The following is a 19119-nucleotide window of genomic DNA, read 5'->3' on the forward strand; positions in this document are numbered from 1 at the left end:
TTAGTAAGCCGTCTCTTTGCTGTTGGCTTAGTAACCTTAGAACGTGGTCAGCGGCTTGGCGCGCACTGCGCGCCGAGTTCAAATTAGAAGGCGTCCATTATCATGCCATTGCCCGTACATTTTATTTTCTTTCGTGTTTGTTATAAATTTGTCTAATCTACTCTTAAATAATTCCGGCTGATTTTTATTGCTTTGTATCGTGTCGATCCGAACTCTTTGATAAAGAGCCGGAAATGCCAAAAAATTCTCGTATACTTGCCTTTCCTCTTTTAGCCTTTGTTCTATCACCCTATCAATTTTAAAAGAATCGTGGTCCATATCAGGAAGTACCTTTCTTCCTTCGTCTCTCATTAACCCCAACTTTTCGAGGCGGCGGACACGTTCTTTATTCAATTCCGTCCATGAGCTTCCTTTGCTTCTAGGTGACAGTCTCTGCGCCAGCCCCGTTTCAGATATTTTCTTTTTGACTCCATCGATCCATCCAAAGCACAAACATTCTTCGACCGCGTCCAAATAGAGCAGCGTATCCGGGTTTGGCGTCATACTGACTACGACCCAACAAAATTTTTCAATCTTACAATTCCCCTGCAGCCAAGCCCTCAAATCTTCTCTCGATTTTACTGTAAGCAGATTTTCAATTTCCATAGTTAAAATACATTCTCCTTTCTAGGTATGGAGAGTAGTTATATTCATTATAGAGCTTATGACCCTAGTCGATGTCGGAGTTAGGAGCAAAATGATTTATTTCATAAATCCAAAAGCGACTTATTTCTCTTTTGAAATTGCTAGAACGCTGCAAATCAATTTACAAGCAATAAAAAGGTCGATTTCTCTGTTCTCAGAAATATCGACCTTTTAGACTGAATTGATTTCATTCAAAACAACATTAAATGGATACTGCAGGTTCCTGATACCAAAAAAGTGAATAGTCGTTCATGGTGGATGCGTGTCCTAACTGACGTAACATTGTAGAAATATTGCCCCTGTGATAGGTCCCGTGATTAACCAGATGCAGCACAATTTCCGATAAGCGTGTTTGGCGTATTCCGGCGAATGGATTGTCAAGCAAAATGGTTTGCTCCAAATCGGCTTGGCCTCGGAACCATTCTCTAAACTGTTCTGATAACCGGGCAAAGATATTGGCGTATTCATCCACAGAATACAGGATGCTCTCATTTAGCGGTATGCATGCTTGCAGCGCCTCTCGCATATCAGTGCCTGTTAAAACCAGATACCACATTTTATCAACCGCATAGAGATGACTAAGGGCATGGGCGATCGTGGGAAATGAGCTGTTCACTTCTTGACTCAGTACAGAGGACGGGAGTTCCTTGATTCTCCCCAGGATCGTTTGGTTGGCCCAGGTGTGGTAATTAAACATTTCAACTGAATGATTCGTCATTCGTATCGTCTCCTTTTGACTTTTCATTAATTTGATTTTGTTTCTGTTGTTATAATAATAAAAAAAGTATGACAACAGACTGTCATACTTCTTCATAGAGTTTGAGTGTATTTTGAAGCTGTTCTTGTAAGATGCCTCGCAGTGCAGGAGGTTCGAGAACTTCGGCGCCGCTGCCAAAACTCAGCAGAATTGACCAAAGCCAACGTGCTTTCAACGGCTTATAAACAAGAATTCGCATTGTCATACTTCCATTGGCATAAAATTCCTTATCAACCTGGTGAAACTGATCCATCGCTTCTGCCATCGCCTCAGGTCCCACCCGGATCACTACTTCCTCCACCTGATCTTGCCATGCCCTGTTTGAAGAACCAGCCTCTTTCGGTACCTCGGGATGAGGCTGAAAGGCATCCTGAGTCAGGAACAAATTCATCATCCGGGATAGCCGGAACTCTCGATAATCCCGCCGTGTTTGGCAATAACCATAGATGTACCAATTGCCGAATTTAAAATGAAGCCTCACCGGTTCCAAATCACGGGTTGTTCGTTCATTATCTGCATTGACATAATCAAAGCGGACGATCTTTCGCTCCGTAATGGCCGTTCGTAAATGTGGAAGCGCGTCGGGATCCGTACGGCGGGTTTCAAAGTCCACCGCTAGACTCGAAGATTGAGGCTCCGTTCCAATCGTTCGCAGTCGTTCAATGGTTCCTTGCGCACGCTCGTCTTCAAACACGGAGGAGAGGCTGCTGAGCACGGTGATCAGGGAATCGACATCATACGAACCGAGCAAGCTTTTATCCATTTTATATCCGTCCATCATGCCATATCCACCTTTAATCCCCTGGTACGATACGACCGGGAAGCCAGCGGCACAGATCACATCGATATCCCTATAGATGGTTCTTTGGGAAACCTGATATTCTTCAGCCAGCGTGGAGGCAGATAAAACTTCGTTGTTCAACAGCTTGTAAATCATTGAGATTAATCGTTCCAATTTCATAGGTATCCCCACCCGTTATTCCATTTCGTATTGCTGGTCATTATTGCTGCACAAACTACACTATAGCTGAGCAAAAGCTCGTTAAGTTGAAAATACGTTGTATAAAGTGCATTGTAGCTCGGACTTGCGGCTCGGACTTGCGGCTCGGACCTGCAGCTCGGACGTTTCGCTGTGATGCGAACCGTGATGCAAGAAGCAGCGCTGCACCTACTCATCAAGTTTGGAGCTACACTGCAGAAAGTACAGCAGAAACCTGACATAGATACTCAATTGCAATGCTACATTGCAGAAAAGACATCAGAAACAGCCAATAACCCAGCATACGAGGCCGAAACCATCATTTCTGCTGCACAAACTACACTGTAGCTAAGCAAAAGCTCGTTAAGTTGAAGATACGTTGTATAAAGTGCATTGTAGCTCGGACCTGCAGCTCGGACGTTTCGCTGTGATGCGAACCGTGATGTAAGAAGCAGCGCTACACCTACTATTCTAATAAGGACCTACACTGCAGAAAGTACAGCAGAAACCTGACATGGATACTCTACTGCGTTACTACAATGCAGAAAAGGCATTAGATTCAGCTTATTACCCAGCATACGAGGCCGAAACCAACATTTCTGCTGCACAAACTACACTGTTGCTGAGCAAAAGCTCGATAAGTTGAAGATACGTTGTATAAAGTGCATTGTAGCTCGGACCTGCAGCTCGGGCGTTTCGCTGTTGCGAACCGTGATGCAAGAAGCAGCGCTACACCTACTATTCTAGTAAGGAGCTACACTACACCTACTATTCTAATAAGCAGCTACACTACACATACTATTCTAATAAGGAGCAACACTGCAGAAAGTACAGCAGATACCTGAATAGGTACACAACTGCGATGGTACAATGCAAAAAAAGGCATCAGATTCAGCTTATTACCCAGCATATGAGGCCGAAACCATCATTTCTGCTGCACAAACTACACTATAGCTGAGCAAAAGCTCGTTAAGTCGAAGGTACGTTGTATAAACTGCATTGTAGCTTAACAGCCGAGCCACCATAATGCAACTTGCATCCTAGCTCAACGGCCAAACAACCGTGATGCAAAATGCATTGCTGCTCAGCCAATCCATTGTGATACAGAGCCAGCGCCATATGCCTACTCTTTTCCGCGAAGTCCTTTGCGAAAATCCGTAGGCGATTGGCCGCTCCATTTGTGGAATTGTTTCGTAAAAAACAACGGATCATTGTAACCGACAGACGCCGCGATTTGAGCGATCGTCAACTCGCCCTCCAGCAGCTCCTCCGCTTTCTTCATCCGTACCTTATATAAAAACTGCATCGGCGGAAGCCCTGTCGCCTCTTTGAACAGCCTCGTGAGATGGGCGCGGTGGTAGCCGAGCGTCCGAGCGATTCCTTCAATCGACAGCTGTTGTCCGTACTGAAGTGACATGAGCCTGACAGCTTGGTCAATTTGGCGGTAGGAGTGGGATTCCGGCGTGCTACCAGTGCTGCTGCCAGTGGGAGACAGGCTTCCAAGCTCATGCAGCACGAGTCTAAGCCATCCAGATGCCTCCATATTCCCTAGCGCTGGGGCATTCGTTTTCTCCATGCTTTTCCTTATGCTTCTGAACAGCTTTTGCATGGCAGGCAGCGAGCAGCCGTGAATGACAGAAAAATCCGGCGTGATGCCGATCGAGCTGAGCGCAGCCTCTACGATATCGCCCGAAAAGGCCACCCACATATATGTCCAAGGACTGCTTAGGCTTGCTTCATATTTGACCAAAATATCAGGGAAAATGACAAAAGCATCGCCAGCCTTGCATGAATATGCTTTTCCAAGCGTCTCAAACGTCCCCTCCCCGTCCAAAACGATATGGATCAAAAAATAATCATGGACGGCAGGTCCAATAAAATGACCGCCGACCGGCCTTCCTTTTCCGCTGAATAAGACAGACATTTCTCCTTTAAGAGGAGCTCTATTTATACTAAGCGAGAAACTCTGATGCGTTTCCATGATTGCACCTCCATTAAACCAGCTCTACACATTTTACTAAATGATGCTACATTTCTCCATATAATCCTCCCTTCCTTCCATATCCATTTTTAGATGGCCTCTTTATACTAAAGGAGTCAGCACACAATTAATAGGAGGCCATTATCAAATGCCCAAAATTACTTTTATCGGAGCAGGAAGCACCGTTTTCGCCAAAAATATCCTTGGAGACGTGATGCAGACGCCCGCCCTTCAAGGCTTTGAAATCGCTTTATTCGATATTGACGGGGAGCGTCTTCATGATTCCGAGCAGATGCTGCTCAATATCCAAAAAACAAGCGGAAGCACTTGTCAGATTAAAGCTTATACCGATCGCAAAGAAGCGCTTCGCGGCGCAAAATACATTGTAAATGCCATTCAAGTAGGCGGCTACGACCCTTGTACGATAACCGATTTTGAAATTCCAAAAAAATACGGCCTGCGCCAAACGATAGCGGATACCGTAGGCATCGGTGGTATTTTCCGCAATCTCCGCACCATTCCCGTTATGCTCGATTTCGCCCGCGATATTAATGAGGTTTGTCCGGATGCCTTATTCCTGAATTACACGAATCCGATGGCCGTTCTAACCAATGTGATGAACACCTATGGCGGCGTAAAAACAGTCGGATTATGCCACAGCGTTCAGGTTTGCGTACCGCATTTATTTGAACACCTGGATCTCGATCCCACCGGCGTAAAATATAAAATCGCAGGTATCAACCATATGGCTTGGCTGTTGGAGGCGAGCAAAGACGGCGTCGATCTTTATCCGGAAATTAAACGGCGCGCAGCCGAGAAGCAGAAGGAACAACATCATGATATGGTCCGCTATGAGCTCATGCTCAAGTTCGGCTACTATATAACCGAATCCTCCGAGCATAACGCCGAATATCATCCCTATTTCATTAAACGCAATTATCCGGAGCTTATTGAACGCTTTAACATTCCGCTTGACGAATATCCGCGCCGCTGCGTGAATCAAATCGCGGGCTGGAAATCCATGCGCGACTCGCTCGTGAACGACAGCAATCTCGAGCATTGCCGCAGCCATGAATATGCTTCCTATATTCTTGAAGCCATTGAAACGAACAATCCGTTCAAAATCGGCGGCAACGTCATGAACACCGGTTTAATAACTAACCTGCCGAAAGAAGCTTGCGTTGAAGTGCCGTGCCTCGTGGATGCTAACGGAGTTACGCCTACTTATGTCGGCGACCTGCCGCCGCAGCTTGCTGCATTAAACCGCACAAACATCAACACGCAGCTGCTCACGATCGAAGCCGCCATTACAGGCAAGCGCGATCACATTTACCACGCGGCGCTGCTGGATCCTCATACCTCAGCCGAGCTGTCTATGGATGATATCGTATCCCTATGCGATGATCTTATTGAAGCGCATGGCAGTTGGCTGCCTAGCTATAAATAAGCGTGAACGGCTGACGCCGTCATAGGCGGCAAAGCTCTTTTCGCGGAGGAAGATAAGCATCTTATAAGGTTAAAATTCATATTTCCTTATATTCTTAAATATACAGCCGTTCCCCAGCATTCATTTGCCCGGAACGGCTGTTTTTTATTTCTAAAGATACTCACGCCGAAATAGGCAAACACATACTCTATTTCCATAAGAATTCAAACACCATATCGAAAAGGAGCAGAACATTCGCATGAATTCATATACGGACTACACATCCCCGGGGACGCAATTTGCATTCGATGTAAACACCAATCCGATTTTCAAAAAAGATCCATACAACTACTTAAATTTATTATCCGTTAAACAACTAAACACTTTGACCAATTTATCGCTGCTCGATATTTTCCTCAGCAAAGGAAACGTAGTCGAGCCGCATTACCATCAGAATGCCGCGGAGCTTGTTTACTGTATTTCAGGCGCAGCAGAAATCTCTCTCTTAAACCCTTTTACCAAGCAGCTCCTCCAATTCAATGTAGTGCCCGGTCAAGTCGTTAACATCCCGCAGGGCTGGTGGCATTACGAAATCGCCACGCTCGACAACACGCATCTGCTGGCGATCTTCGATGCCCCGGTTCCCGATGTTATTTACGGATCTGACATTTTGCGTTTAACCCCTTCCAATGTGCTGGCCTATACCTATTGCCTGGATGAAGCTAAATTAAAAAATACGCTTGCCCCGTTAACAGACACCGTCGTTTTGGGACCGCCGAACGGCTGCAGCTACAATCCCGTTCATGCTCAAACGGCCCATAAGCAATCGGTTAATCAAGCCCCTGTCGAGCATCAGGCAGCGAACCAAAAGTACGGCCATCACCATCGAACGCAGCAATACTAAATAGACAGTGCGTTCAACAAAAACAGGTGACCGACAGCGAATGGGCTGCAGGTCACCTGTTTTATTGTCGCGCCATACCAAAACGATGAATACGAATTACCCCAGAATCCATCTTGCAAGCATCGCGATATCCTCGATATCGATTTTGCCGTCTGCATTAAGGTCAGATTTCTTATACTGCGACCAGCTAGGATCAGCGCTTGTTTTACCGTAGGCAGCCGCTAAGATACCAAGATCGCCGATCGTTATCTTCTGATCGTTGTTAATATCGCCAGATAACACGGAAGCTTGGAACACAGTTACGGCAGCACTTAGCGCAGCAATCGCTTCATTTACCTGAATGTCGCTCGCGTTCGGGTTGACTGCAACCTCTTTCGCTTTCGCAATCGCCGCAGCAAAGGCCGATTTCGCAGCTGCTAGATATTGTCCCGGCTGATTGCCGACTACGGCACGGTCATAGATTGCTTCTGCAGCCGCAATCGCTTGATTCAAACCAGACACATCGACTTTGGCACTAATCTGAACGGTATGCGCAGCCCCCTGTGCTTTAAGCTCTTCGCCTTCGCCATTGGCCGCTTCAACACCGCTTAGCGTAATCGTTGAGGTGTTAGGCGCTCCAGACGCATTAGCCAAAAAGCTCAGCTTCAGCCAATCCGAGTTGGCATCCACGCCATTTCCTTGACCAGCTGCAATGATGCGAACCTTTCCTGGCTCAAGCGTTTTCTGCTCAAGAATGCCAAATCCTTGCTTTAAGGATGTCGCCTCCGAAAATGCCAATTTCGTTGGATCGAAGCTTATGACCAGCATTTGAGCATACAGCGTCTGGAATTTCTCGGCTGTAATATTGGCCAAACCTACGGTCACATCAAAGGTTTGGCCTGCTTTAACCTGTGCTGCGCCGGCAATCGTTGCAGTCGGTTCGTCAGCAGCCGGCACTATCGCAGCGGCGAACGCAGCAGACGCTTGATTTAAAGCTGCCACAGCCGCATCAACTGCCGATTGCACGGCTCCCGCATCGGCCGCAACCGATTTCGCAGCAGCTATTGCGCCTGCGAATGCATCTTTTGCCGCTTGCGGATATTGCCCCGGCTCCATGCCGATTACGGCTGCGCCGAGCTGATCATCAGCAGCCGTCACGGCAGCTTGAAGCGCTGATTTATCCGCCACTGCGACAGGCCCAACCGAGAAGTAATCAAAATTAGCTTGAATGGAACCTTGATCTCCCGCGGATAGGCCGTAAAATCCGATTTTCAACTGGCTTAGATTAACGGTCATCGGATCAGCTGCCTGTTTCCAATCGGTCCCGTCCCAATAGAACGTAGTGACGACGTTACCTATCTTTCTGATTTGTAAATACGAGGTATCGTAGCCGGGATGCAAAACCATATTAGTCGCTTTTTTATAAACCGCGTTTTTCTCGTATGCGGTTTCTAGGCTTTTGCCTGCAGCGCCCTCTGTATCCCATACGTGGCCGAACTTAAAGTAATTGTCTTCATTTTGCCAAATAAAAAGCCCTGCCTGCTGGAAGTTTTTCCGAACGGGAGCGTCGACTTTGGCCGTCATCACGAAATCCCCGGCCGGTGCGTCTTTAAGGAATATGTTCGGCAGGTTATTTGACGTTTGGAAGGTATCTCCTGCAGACGTATCCAAGCTTAAAAACCCTGGTTTACGCGTCAGTGACCATTTGGAATTGTCTGGTTTAAAGACTGTCCACGCGGCATCTAACACCGCAGCATTAAAATTGTCAGCCAATGAGCCTGCCGGAATCGGATCGTTCACGTTGTTGAAAAATTGCATGCGTCCGGCTTGAAGCGCCTTTAGGTTATTTTGGATATCGGCAGCTGACGCGTTCTCGTTCTGGACAGTCGCTTTGGCCGAATCAATCTGTGCTTGGAAAGCATGCGCCACTGTTTGCTTATACTCTCCCGCTCCTTCGCCAACTTTTGCTTTGCTTGATAATGCTTCTGAAGCAGTAATTTCTGCAAGCAGATCCGCTTTTGTAGCCGTCCCGATCAGATCGCGGTGAGCAGCCGCTATGCGGTCAAAATCCATTTTCTCCACTTTGCGGTCGTACGACAGCAAACCGTTGATTTCGTATTCCACATCCGTGATTTGCGTATATATCGCCGCGCTTAAGCCGGTTTCCTTCAGCTGCTTCACCTTATTGATATACGCGATGTAGGTCGAAGTCAGCTGCTCTTTGCTGTTCATCAATTGATAAGAGAAGACGAGCGGACTCCACTCATGCCCCGGCACATGCAAGCCTAAACCGCCGTATTCGCCCAGTACGGCTGCTCTTGTATCGCTTGGGCTCGGTGCGCCCGGTTCCGGATACCGATGCATATCCAGCAAATCGCCTGCTCCTGCATCCCACCAGCCGCTCGTGCTGTTAACAAGGCGAGTCGAATCCAGGCTTTTTACATAGCTGGTTGCATCCCTTGTCTGCTGTCCGCCTTGGTCGAATTGTCCCCAGCCTTCGTTAAACACCGTCCAAACAATAATCGATGTCACGCTGCGGAGCTGGTCAACCATCTCTTTGTACTCTTTAAACCACTGCGTCTTCGTGGCTTGCGTAATATCCGAGCCTCTATTGCCTTGACGGTCCTCTAGGCTCGGCATATCCTGCCATACGAGCACGCCGAGCTTATCCGCCCAATAGTACCAGCGGGCAGGCTCCACCTTAATATGCTTGCGAATCGTATTCATGCCAACGCGTTTAACTGCTTCGATATCAAATTTTAGCGCTTCATCTGTCGGAGCCGTGTAGATGCCGTCCGGCCAGAAGCCTTGGTCGAGCGGACCCATTTGGAACACGAATTTCCCGTTCAACAGCGGACGGGTTATGCCGTCTACTTTGCCCAGTTTGATTTCTCTCATTCCGAAGTAGCTCGTTACCTCGTCAACCGTCTGCCCGCCATCCTTCAAATAAACCTTTAAATCATAGAGGAACGGATCATCTGGAGACCATAACCTTGCATTCGGTACGGGTACCGCTATTTCAGCGCCAACCGCGCCGGCTGCGGTTCCGACGACTTCCCCGTTTGCCATCGCGACAGCTTCAATCGTTTGGCCTTGGATGCCGCTGCCGGCTGCGGTTAATTTCAAAATCCCGTTTTGGATGTCCGTCGACATATCCAGCTTATCGATATGCGCTGCGGCAACAGGCTCGAGCCATACCGTCTGCCAAATACCCGAAACCGAGGTGTACCAAATGCCGCCGAGCTTTTTGACCGTTTGCTTCCCGACCGCTTGATCGGCGCCCATATCTGTCTCATCAAGCACGTGCACGATCAGCTCATTCTCGCCTTTCACGAGATAATCCGTAATATCGAAGCTGAACGAGGTGTAGCCGCCCTTGTGGCTGCCTGCCAATTGGCCATTCACATACACCGTTGCCAAATAGTCGACCGCTCCGAAATTAAGCTTCACACGCTGGCCGTCCCAGCTCTCCGGAACCGTAAAGCTGCGTTTGTACCACATCAAGTCTTCAACGCGATTGATGCCCGAGAGCTTTGCTTCGGCAGCAAACGGAACGAGGATTTTCTCTTTCAGCGATTTGCCCGCCGGAATCGCTTCTCCTTTATGGGCCGCTTGGAACTCCCACTCCCCGTTTAAATTCACCCAATCCTCGCGCACTAATTGAGGCCTAGGATATTCAGGAAGTACATTTTCTTTCTCCACGTCATCCGCCCACGGCGACATGATTTGATATTTCGAGCCGTTAAGCAGCGGTTTATCGAAACCCTCCACGGCTGCGCCTGCCAGCGTTTCCAGACCGCCTTGACCGTCGTAAACCACCTTGACATTGCCAACGTCCTTGGAATAAACCGCTTCTTTGAAGTTGACAACGACAACCTTATCATCGCCCTCCTTTAAAGCCGCCGAGACGATAGCCAGACTGCCCGTCGAAATGTTCACCTGCAAATGATTAATGAATTCGGCTGTTATTGGCTTAAGCGATTGTTGAAATGGAAGTTCGGCGCTGAGGCCGTCCTCGAGTATCGTACCGCCCGGCGCAAAGCCGTCCGGCAAATAAAAGGCTTCCGTCGGCACCGCTTCCTTCGTAACGCTTGGGCTGGACCAGCGCATATGAACATTCGAACCGCCGTTATCCTCAAAGAGCTCCAGCTTGATTTTGTGTTTCTGGCCTGCCGTCAATGCAACCGGAAGCGAGGTTTGTTCTTTGTCCCAGTCAGCTATCCAGTGGTCAATCGTAAGCTTATCGTCGATCCAGAGGCGGAAGCCATTGTCGCCGGTAATATAAAAGGTATAATTTTCGGTGAATGCAGGCTGTATAAATCCGGTCCACCTAATGCCGACACGGTTCTCTTGGCCTGTAAACATTTTGATAGACGGCTCAAGATTGGATATATCCAAGTTCGGATCATAGCCGATGCCTTTTAAGGTGCCGAAAGTGAAATTTGGCGGACCTCCTGCCGTATAATACTCGGATTTCAAGCCGTGGTACTGAGGCTCTGCCGCCCCCTCCGATGCCGCAGCGCGAGGCGTAAAAGATACGGCGGAAGCCAGCATGGTAAAAAACATGGAAAATGCCACTAACGTGCTTAATGCTTTGCTTCGTTTCAACATGTATGAACCTCCAAAATTTCATTTTAATAAAAGTTGAAATTGGCGGAGAAAGTGATGCGCCTTCCTCCCTGGTCCTTTTAGTCGATGATTCGGCCTGCAACCATAGCGAGATCCTCGATGTCTACTTTTCCGTCACGGCTTAAATCACCCTTTTGGTACTGCGCCCAATTCGGATCGCTGCCCGTTTTGCCATAAGCGGCAGCCACAATGGCCAGATCGCCTATCGTAATTTTATTGTCATGCCCGCCGGCATTCACGGTAATCCCGCCAGACTGCAATTTCCAATCACCCTGCACGGATTGCCAATTAGGCAGTGTCAAGCCTCATTAATGATCGACCGGTTGAAATGATCCTCGAAGAACCCAGGCACTGCCTCAGCTGAACCTCATCTTGCTTCACTCCCTCAAACTTTGGTCATGATGAAAAGCGGTTTTGTTGGAATCTTTGTGCAGCTTTCACCGCCTTCCTCGTCGCTTCGCTCACCTCCCCTCCGTTAACATATCAGCTTGCTCTCGAATTCCATCGAATCAATCAGATGGAAAGTATCCAGCACAGTGCCGTCCTTATCGATAATGAATGTGGTAGGCAAGGCCGTCGCCTTCACGCCGGATGTTGCCGTCGATACAAGGCAGCCTGATCTACACTTAGTACATTCTCTAGCGCAGCTGCGTTCAATTTTCCGCCTTCGGATCCGCCGCTAGAAGAAAAACGCCAATTATCAAAATCGAGCTTTTTATTTGATCTGCTCCTCATGCATCAGTCACCAGCTGCTTCACGGCAGGGCTGCTTATTTCTTTACATCAATGGCGGCAAGCAAAAGAGTTACCGCCTCCGCCCTGGTCGCATTCGCGTTAGGAGCGAATTGGTTATCGCCTCTGCCCCTCAGGATGCCCGCTTCGGCAGCCATCGCAACGGAAGGATGCGCCCATGCAGGGATCAAATCACGATCGGCAAAAGATGATTTTTTGTCCGGATCCGCCTCCCAAGCAAGCGCCCTTGTAACCATCACGGCAATTTCGCTGCGGGTAATCGGCTTGCCTGGCCGGAAGGTTTGGTCCTCATAACCCGTTAGGATGCCTGCCTCTGCAGCCGTGGCTGCAAAACCGGAGGCCCAGCCCGGTATGCTGCCTGCATCCTTAAACGTTGTGGTGTCCCCTACCCTTGCTTGCAAATCCAACGCCCGGACGAGCATAGCCGCAAACTCGGCACGGGTAACCTGGGCATTCGGACGGAAGGTGCCATCGGTATAACCGGTAATGAAACCCAGTTTGACCGCTCGTTCTATGGCTGTTCTTGCCCAGTGGGCTGCAATATCTTTGAATAAAACGGCAAAATCGTCCAAAACGGCTGCCAGCTTAACGTTCGGTTTAAGCGTAACCGATCCGAGTGCGCTGTTTACCAGCTTTACATCGGTGAGCTTTACCTCCGCCTCCCCTTTGCCTAAGCTTTCAAACAGGAAGCTGGATAATTTGCTTTTCCCGCTGTCGCCCTGCTTTTTTCCGATTTTTGTCGATGCGAACACGATTTGTCCGCCTTCCACGATCGGTGAAATCGAATAACCAGTGATGCTGCTGCTCGCGCTCTTCAAACGAAGCTTCTTTGCATCAAAGGAAAGCTTGATTTCAAAAGCGTACATATCCGTTAATTTATCCGCTGTAACAACGATCTCGATATCGTTGTCCGACTTCTCCTGCGTGAGCGTAAATACAGGAGATTCAGCCGCAAAAGCAAAGCTTGGCATGGCCATGGCCAGCAGTAAAACGATTAGGCCAGCCGACATAAAACGCTTACAATTCAACATTGAAATCGTCCCTTTCAAATACAAAATGTGAGATGGAGCGATAAGCATGCTTGCTCTAAAAAAAATGCGAGGAAATGATACAAAATGTATCATTGAAGCCGAGAAAGAAAGGCGCTCCTCTTGCCAGGAGCTCCTTTAACCGAAGTTCAGCTGTATTCGCATCCCTTCATTAGCTTTATTTTACAAAGATGATTTCGGAATGTATTTGCAATATCAGGTTTTAATTTATGAATTTCCGCCGTTCCTTTCCCTTGCGTTCCGTAAAATAACAAAGACCGCTCTCCGTAACAACGGAAAGCGGTCTTCTATTTATTTTCGCTTACGCGAACTTCTTCCAACGGCTGTCACCGGGATTCGGGCAAGCTCGGTCTTTATATTTGGCAGCAATGCGCACGAAGCAGCCGCAAACGGTACAAGTTGTGCCGTACTGAAACTTTGGACAGCCTCTGCAAGCCTGCAAGCGCTGCTCGTATACGTCATCCGGTACGCTAATATCGGATTGAAACATCGGCGCCGCCAAAATGCGGTCGATCTGCTCATCGGTTACGCGGTAATCATCCCGGCAACCCTTGCACTGATTTCGGCTGCTCATCATAAAAGCTTGCCTTATTCCGAGATAAGCTCAAGCACCGTTACGGACATAGGCGAGAGCTTCGCGCTGATTTTTGTACCGTTAACGGAGAAAGCTTGATAAGCTGTCGGCACGACCGCATCCGGCTGCTCAAAGGTATTGTGCGCATCCTTAATTGACGCTGTAAGCTCCGTCCCCGTAACTTGAAGTCCCGCTCCAACTAGGCCGCGGACATCGATATCAACATCGGCGCCGGAATGGTTATCCAGATTACACAAGCTAACATGGATACGGCCTTCCGCATCCTTGGATGCCGATACCGATACCTGCGGAATCTTCTGGTCGTTATGCGCATAATCCTGGCTGTCAATCGAAGTTGTCAGCAGCGTCGCGTCTTGATGCACCTTATACATGTCAAAAACATGATAAGTCGGCGTCAGCACCATTTTCTCGCCCTCGGTCAAGATAACCGATTGCAGCACGTTAATCACCTGAGCGATATTCGCCATTTGAACCCGGTCACAGTGATCGTGGAAAATATTTAGCGTCAAGCCCGCCACGAGCGCATCGCGAATCGTGTTCTGTTGGTATAGGAAGCCATGGTTCGTACCTGGCTCAACGTCGAACCAAGTGCCCCACTCGTCTACGATAAGGCCAATGCGTTTGCTCGGGTCATAACGGTCCATAATTGTAGAATGGCGCTTGATCAGCTCGTCCATCCAAAGCGCTTTCTTCATGGTGATATACCATTCATCCTCAGAGAAACCCGTTGCCGCGCCTTTTCCTGTCCAGAATTCGCCTGGAATCGTGTAATAGTGCAAGGAGATCGAATCCATCATCCAGTGCGCTTCACGCATCACAACATCCATCCAGCGGTAATCATCCACGTTTGGACCGCATGCGATTTTGTGGATTTTGTTCTCGCCATAGTTGCGGACATACGTTTGATATCGTCTATAGAGGTCAGCGTAATATTCAGGACGCATGTTGCCGCCGCAGCCCCAGTTCTCGTTGCCGACGCCGAAATATTTGACGTTCCAAGGCTTTTCTCTGCCGTTCTCCTGGCGTAATTCCGCCATTGGCGATACGCCGTCAAAGGTCATGTACTCGACCCATTCGGACATTTCCTGCACCGTGCCGCTTCCTACGTTACCCGAGATATACGGCTCGCATTCGAGCATTTCGCAAAGCATCAAAAACTCATGCGTACCGAAATGGTTGTTCTCAAGGACGCCGCCCCAGTGCGTGTTGATCATCCGTTTACGCGACTCGCGCGGACCGATGCCGTCCTTCCAGTGGTATTCATCGGCGAAGCAGCCGCCCGGCCAGCGGAGAACCGGAATTTTGAGCTGCTTAAGCGCAGCGACGACATCGTTGCGGATCCCGTTCGTGTTCGGGATGGGAGAATCCTCGCCTACCCAAATCCCTTCATAAATGCAGCGTCCCAAGTGCTCGGAAAAATGTCCGTAAATATTGCGGTTAATCGTGCCTGCTGCCAAATCGGCATTAATCGTTATACGGTTTGCCAAAAGAATCAACCTCGCTTCGAATGTTGGGTTAAAATAAGTTCATCATTTCATTGGATTAATATATTTGTTTATCCACACGTATAAATGTTAATCCTACTCAAATCATAATGGCAGCGGATTCAATTTGCAACCCTAATCTTTATATATCCCATAAAATATTTATCGAAATATGCTCCTGCCGATAAAAAGAAAAAATCACGCGCGATTTTGCTAATAATCGCGCGTGATTTTTTATCGTTGATCATTTTTCTAACGGAATCCATTTCAAGAAAGACTGAATATGCGTATCCCAATAACCCCACTCATGGCTTCCCGGGCCCTCGACATAAGTCAACGGATAGCCTGCTGCCTCACAGGCGTCCCGGAATGCGAGATTATCATTGTAGAGAAAATCTTCCGTTCCGCAGCACTGGTAAAGCGGCGGCTTCGTCATAGACGCTGCATTATGCTCTGCTACTAGATGAAGCAAATCTTCATCGGTACCCTCAATATCTTTCTCTCCATAGATCAGATGGAAATAAGGCTTCATGTGAGTTATCGCCGGGTCTTTGATATGAGCAGCCATATCAAGCGCGCCCGACAAGCTTCCAGCGGCTGCAAACCGGTCAGGATGCCTCAGCGCCCATTTGAACGCTCCATATCCTCCCATTGAAAGGCCTGCAACATAATTATCCTCCCTTGCGTCTGATAGGGGGAAGAAGGAACGGGCGATGGCCGGAAGCTCTTCCGTCAGGAAAGTCCAATATTTATTCCCGTATTCCATGTCCGTGTAAAAGCTTTGATGGACATTAGGCATGACAACAGCGAGCCCAAGCTCGGCTACATATCGTTCGATAGACGTTCTTCTCGTCCAGATCGTATCGTCATCGGAGAAACCATGCAGTAAATATAAAGTTTTGTGCAGCTTCTGGCTGCTTCGGTTATTCATACCGATTTGCGAAGACGTTTGCTGAGGTAAAATAACAGTCATTGATGTGCTGAGACCTAGCGCTTCAGAGAAAAAATTACAAGTAATGAACGCCAATCGATTTCCCTCCCTAAATATAATAGTAACAAGTTGTTCTCATCACTAGTAATGTAGCATCATTATGAAGCGCTTGCAATCTAAGCTGCCGTTACCGCTAACCTTCTTTGCCAGCGCGTAATAAAGTTACTTAGTGAACTTTTTTTCAGTGCTTATATGAAAAACGATAGCAAGGTATAATAGAATCCGTCCGAGCTTGAAATAAACTATTTGGAGGTTGATGAAAAATGAAATTGATGCCATTAGAGCGTCGCGGGATATCTGACAGCCGTTTAGCGCTAGGCTGCATGGGACTCGGCGGAAGCTGGGATCTCGCTGACCCCATCACGACAAATCATATTCGTCAGGCTGAAGCAGCCGTTGAAGCTGCCTTATCCATTGGCATTACTATGTATGACCATGCAGATATTTATACGAGAGGCAAAGCGGAGTCCGTGTTCGGACAAGTCTTGAAGCAGCAGCCTAAGCTCCGAGAACAAATCGTCATTCAATCCAAGGTTGGCATTCAGCTCTCCGACGGTACTTTACCCGGAAGATTCAACTTTTCGAAAGAGCATATTATACCTTCCGTTGACGGGATTTTAGAGCGTCTTGGAACGGAATATTTAGATGTTTTGCTGCTACACCGTCCAGATCCCCTTATGGAACCGGATGAAATCGCCGAAGCGTTCACGAAGCTGAAGCTCTCCGGAAAAGTACGGAACTTTGGCGTATCGAATATGAGCCCAGGGCAAATAAGATTCCTGCAGCGCGCGTTGCCTGATCCGATCGTTGTAAATCAGCTAGAACTCAGCCTGCTTCGCCATGATTGGGTTGATCAAGGCATCCATGTTAACCAAAAGGCTGGCTTAAAAGATAATTTTGCTGAGGGTTTAATGGAATTCATGCAAATGGAAGACATTCAAATCCAAGCTTGGGGCCCGCTTGCGCAAGGAAGGTTTTCGGGAAGGGTTTCGGAGAATGCAACCGAAGCGGAGATCCAGACATCCGCAATGGTTAAACAAATTGCTGACGAGAACGAAACAACGCCAGAATCCGTCGTGCTAGCTTGGCTAATGAAGCACCCGGCGCGCATTCAGCCCGTTATTGGCACGGTTAATCCTGAGCGTATTATAGCTTGCAAAGACGCCGTGCGCCAATCTGAGATCATGACGAGAGAGCAATGGTACTCGCTGCTCGTAAGCGCCCGAGGCGTAAACATGCCTTAACCAATGTTGCAATCCATAATTTATTAATATTTTTTCATTTATTTCTCATAATCGCTCAGAATCCTTATAACATCTAACCATTCGCTCTCATGTGGAAATTCCGCCTGTTTCAGATGTGTTATAGTCATATACATATTACGAAACGCGGAGGGACATCCTGACAGCATGAGAACATCACACTTTTTGAAATCGATTGCCAAAGCAGGCATTTGCAGCGCGATCGTCATGTCGGCAATTTCACTTGGCTCTTTTGCGCCTAAAGCGCATGCAGCAACGCCCGTTACCATCAACCTTATTTCTACCGGTAAACAATACCTCGGAACACCTTATAAATTCGGTGCACCAGCAGGCGTTACATACGCTTTTGACTGCTCATCTTTCACCCAATTTCTCTTTAAAGGACTTGATGTTTCCCTTCCACGCACCTCTGTAGCGCAAGCTGCGGTTGGCAAGAAGGTTGCTAAAGGCTCTTTAAGCATGGGCGATCTTGTTTTCTTCAACACAAACGGCAAGTCGATCAGCCATGTAGCCATTTATGCAGGCAATAACAAAATTATTCACAGCTCCACGAGCAAAGGCGTTACGGTTACAAGCCTCAATACAGGCTATTGGGCTAAGAAGTACGTAACGGCAAGACGTGTATTAAGCTAGTGTCATTTATTTACGACGCGCATATTTGAAGCTGTTGCCGCTCCTTGCGGCAGCAGCTTTTTGCTTTTCATTGTGGATGGAAACTTTATTTCAAGGCCGCTACATGCCGCTGACGATACTTTAACGGCGTAACGTCTACTACCTTCTTAAACATATGAATGAAATATGAAACATTCGGATATCCGACCGCTATACCAACCTGCTCTATCGATTGCGTCGTCGATTGAAGAAGCCTGCTTGCTTGCTTAATTCTCCTTGCGGTCAAATAATCCGTAATATGGCTTCCCGTTTCCTCATGAAACACACGCGATACATAAAATTTCGATAAATGCAGCCATTCCGCCAGCTGATCCAGACTAACTTCTTCGGCATAATGCATTTCGATCCAATGCATGATTTTCTCCGAATATCGCAATGCTCTTCCGTCCGTTTCGATTGCTTCCTGATGCTGTACGCGGCCGTTTGCTTTATGAATGCGGCCCATTAGCTCTAGAAGCAGCAGCGTCACCTCTTCCTGTTCTTGGCCTCTTCCCTGCTTGCTTATCTCATCGTAATTTGAGAACCCGTCCTCCACTTGCTGGATTTCTTGCGTTAAATCGAAGGCGGGCCCTGTCGATCTCCCCTGCCAAAGCTTCATAAACAGGCTGTGACGAAGAGGGAAGTGTGTCAGGCTTTCCGCAAATACGGACGGGTCAAAAAACGCGATCGTACGTTTATACGGCGTGTCTTTGCTCACATTGGCAAATATCTTGTGCAATTGGAAGGGTTGAAACAAGAACAGCATGCCTGGGCGCATTTCATAAGTATGCTGGTTCACGATAACGCTTCCCTCTCCCTCATGCACATACAGCAGCTCCATGCATTGATGCCAATGGTAAAAGCCGGGGTAAGCCGCCTCTGATTTAACGGCATGCGACCACAGCATCGTCTGTCCATCAAATTTAACCGGGTCGAACAAAAAATTCATATAGCCTCCTGCTAGGACAATTGTTCAACATTTTATTATCTAGTATT

General features: G+C 48.0%; 15 protein-coding genes. 4 read left to right on the plus strand and 11 right to left on the minus strand.

Annotated features, from left to right (window positions below):
* Positions 1 to 78: 78 nt before the first annotated feature.
* From ACN6MW_RS02405 to ACN6MW_RS02420, 4 genes are all read right to left on the minus strand, one after another.
* Positions 79 to 645 carry a YdeI/OmpD-associated family protein gene (locus ACN6MW_RS02405; RefSeq protein ID WP_419874057.1) on the minus strand — a complete coding sequence of 189 codons (567 nt, stop codon included), beginning with the start codon at positions 643 to 645 and terminating at the stop codon, positions 79 to 81.
* Positions 646 to 886: 241 nt separating this feature from the next.
* Positions 887 to 1402 carry a DinB family protein gene (locus tag ACN6MW_RS02410; RefSeq protein WP_419874058.1) on the minus strand — a complete coding sequence of 172 codons (516 nt, stop codon included), beginning with the start codon at positions 1400 to 1402 and terminating at the stop codon, positions 887 to 889.
* Between the two features lie 82 nt (positions 1403 to 1484).
* Positions 1485 to 2402, minus strand: a complete 918-nt coding sequence (locus ACN6MW_RS02415) for a helix-turn-helix transcriptional regulator (RefSeq protein WP_419874059.1) — start codon at positions 2400 to 2402, stop codon at positions 1485 to 1487.
* A 1141-nt stretch (positions 2403 to 3543) separates the two neighbouring features.
* Complete coding sequence (locus tag ACN6MW_RS02420) at positions 3544 to 4401, minus strand: helix-turn-helix domain-containing protein (protein ID WP_419874060.1); 858 nt, start codon at positions 4399 to 4401, stop codon at positions 3544 to 3546.
* A 148-nt stretch (positions 4402 to 4549) separates the two neighbouring features.
* Here ACN6MW_RS02420 and ACN6MW_RS02425 point away from each other — a divergent pair, with 148 nt between their 5' ends.
* Positions 4550 to 5848, plus strand: a complete 1299-nt coding sequence (locus ACN6MW_RS02425) for an alpha-glucosidase/alpha-galactosidase (RefSeq protein ID WP_419874061.1) — start codon at positions 4550 to 4552, stop codon at positions 5846 to 5848.
* Positions 5849 to 6086: 238 nt separating this feature from the next.
* A complete protein-coding gene (locus tag ACN6MW_RS02430; protein ID WP_419874062.1) occupies positions 6087 to 6731 on the plus strand; it encodes a cupin domain-containing protein in 645 nt (214 codons plus the stop codon).
* A 96-nt stretch (positions 6732 to 6827) separates the two neighbouring features.
* Here ACN6MW_RS02430 and ACN6MW_RS02435 read toward each other — a convergent pair whose 3' ends face one another.
* The 6 genes from ACN6MW_RS02435 to ACN6MW_RS02460 form a co-directional block, all read right to left on the minus strand.
* On the minus strand, positions 6828 to 11321 hold the full coding sequence (locus ACN6MW_RS02435) for a sugar-binding domain-containing protein (RefSeq protein WP_419874063.1): 4494 nt from the start codon (positions 11319 to 11321) through the stop codon (positions 6828 to 6830).
* A gap of 77 nt (positions 11322 to 11398) precedes the next feature.
* Complete coding sequence (locus ACN6MW_RS02440) at positions 11399 to 11641, minus strand: hypothetical protein (protein WP_419874064.1); 243 nt, start codon at positions 11639 to 11641, stop codon at positions 11399 to 11401.
* A 467-nt stretch (positions 11642 to 12108) separates the two neighbouring features.
* Positions 12109 to 13122 carry an S-layer homology domain-containing protein gene (locus ACN6MW_RS02445; protein ID WP_419874065.1) on the minus strand — a complete coding sequence of 338 codons (1014 nt, stop codon included), beginning with the start codon at positions 13120 to 13122 and terminating at the stop codon, positions 12109 to 12111.
* A 319-nt stretch (positions 13123 to 13441) separates the two neighbouring features.
* On the minus strand, positions 13442 to 13717 hold the full coding sequence (locus ACN6MW_RS02450; RefSeq protein ID WP_419874066.1) for a DUF6171 family protein: 276 nt from the start codon (positions 13715 to 13717) through the stop codon (positions 13442 to 13444).
* Between the two features lie 11 nt (positions 13718 to 13728).
* Complete coding sequence (locus ACN6MW_RS02455) at positions 13729 to 15222, minus strand: alpha-N-arabinofuranosidase (RefSeq protein WP_419874067.1); 1494 nt, start codon at positions 15220 to 15222, stop codon at positions 13729 to 13731.
* 241 nt (positions 15223 to 15463) lie between these two features.
* Positions 15464 to 16246 carry an alpha/beta hydrolase gene (locus tag ACN6MW_RS02460; RefSeq protein ID WP_419874068.1) on the minus strand — a complete coding sequence of 261 codons (783 nt, stop codon included), beginning with the start codon at positions 16244 to 16246 and terminating at the stop codon, positions 15464 to 15466.
* 227 nt (positions 16247 to 16473) lie between these two features.
* On the opposite strand from ACN6MW_RS02460, the gene ACN6MW_RS02465 reads away from it, so the two are divergent.
* Both ACN6MW_RS02465 and ACN6MW_RS02470 read left to right on the plus strand, forming a co-directional pair.
* A complete protein-coding gene (locus ACN6MW_RS02465; protein ID WP_419874069.1) occupies positions 16474 to 17454 on the plus strand; it encodes an aldo/keto reductase in 981 nt (326 codons plus the stop codon).
* Positions 17455 to 17619: 165 nt separating this feature from the next.
* A complete protein-coding gene (locus ACN6MW_RS02470) occupies positions 17620 to 18105 on the plus strand; it encodes a C40 family peptidase (RefSeq protein ID WP_419874070.1) in 486 nt (161 codons plus the stop codon).
* 85 nt (positions 18106 to 18190) lie between these two features.
* Here ACN6MW_RS02470 and ACN6MW_RS02475 read toward each other — a convergent pair whose 3' ends face one another.
* The gene (locus ACN6MW_RS02475; protein ID WP_419874071.1) at positions 18191 to 19072 is read right to left on the minus strand and encodes a helix-turn-helix domain-containing protein; all 882 of its coding nucleotides are present in this window, start codon (positions 19070 to 19072) and stop codon (positions 18191 to 18193) included.
* Between the last annotated feature and the right edge of the window lie 47 nt (positions 19073 to 19119).

The organism is Pristimantibacillus sp. PTI5 (assembly GCF_048572955.1).
Taxonomy (GTDB): domain Bacteria; phylum Bacillota; class Bacilli; order Paenibacillales; family Paenibacillaceae; genus Pristimantibacillus.

Excerpts from the sequence above, each read along its gene's own strand:
- ACN6MW_RS02465 (WP_419874069.1), top strand. The coding sequence starts at position 16,474 with ATGAAATTGATGCCATTAGAGCGTCGCGGGATATCTGACAGCCGTTTA.
- ACN6MW_RS02405 (WP_419874057.1), bottom strand. The coding sequence starts at position 645 with ATGGAAATTGAAAATCTGCTTACAGTAAAATCGAGAGAAGATTTGAGG.
- ACN6MW_RS02430 (WP_419874062.1), top strand. The coding sequence starts at position 6,087 with ATGAATTCATATACGGACTACACATCCCCGGGGACGCAATTTGCATTC.
- ACN6MW_RS02425 (WP_419874061.1), top strand. The coding sequence starts at position 4,550 with ATGCCCAAAATTACTTTTATCGGAGCAGGAAGCACCGTTTTCGCCAAA.
- ACN6MW_RS02445 (WP_419874065.1), bottom strand. The coding sequence starts at position 13,122 with ATGTTGAATTGTAAGCGTTTTATGTCGGCTGGCCTAATCGTTTTACTG.
- ACN6MW_RS02475 (WP_419874071.1), bottom strand. The coding sequence starts at position 19,072 with ATGAATTTTTTGTTCGACCCGGTTAAATTTGATGGACAGACGATGCTG.
- ACN6MW_RS02435 (WP_419874063.1), bottom strand. The coding sequence starts at position 11,321 with ATGTTGAAACGAAGCAAAGCATTAAGCACGTTAGTGGCATTTTCCATG.
- ACN6MW_RS02415 (WP_419874059.1), bottom strand. The coding sequence starts at position 2,402 with ATGAAATTGGAACGATTAATCTCAATGATTTACAAGCTGTTGAACAAC.
- ACN6MW_RS02470 (WP_419874070.1), top strand. The coding sequence starts at position 17,620 with ATGAGAACATCACACTTTTTGAAATCGATTGCCAAAGCAGGCATTTGC.
- ACN6MW_RS02450 (WP_419874066.1), bottom strand. The coding sequence starts at position 13,717 with ATGATGAGCAGCCGAAATCAGTGCAAGGGTTGCCGGGATGATTACCGC.
- ACN6MW_RS02420 (WP_419874060.1), bottom strand. The coding sequence starts at position 4,401 with ATGGAAACGCATCAGAGTTTCTCGCTTAGTATAAATAGAGCTCCTCTT.
- ACN6MW_RS02410 (WP_419874058.1), bottom strand. The coding sequence starts at position 1,402 with ATGACGAATCATTCAGTTGAAATGTTTAATTACCACACCTGGGCCAAC.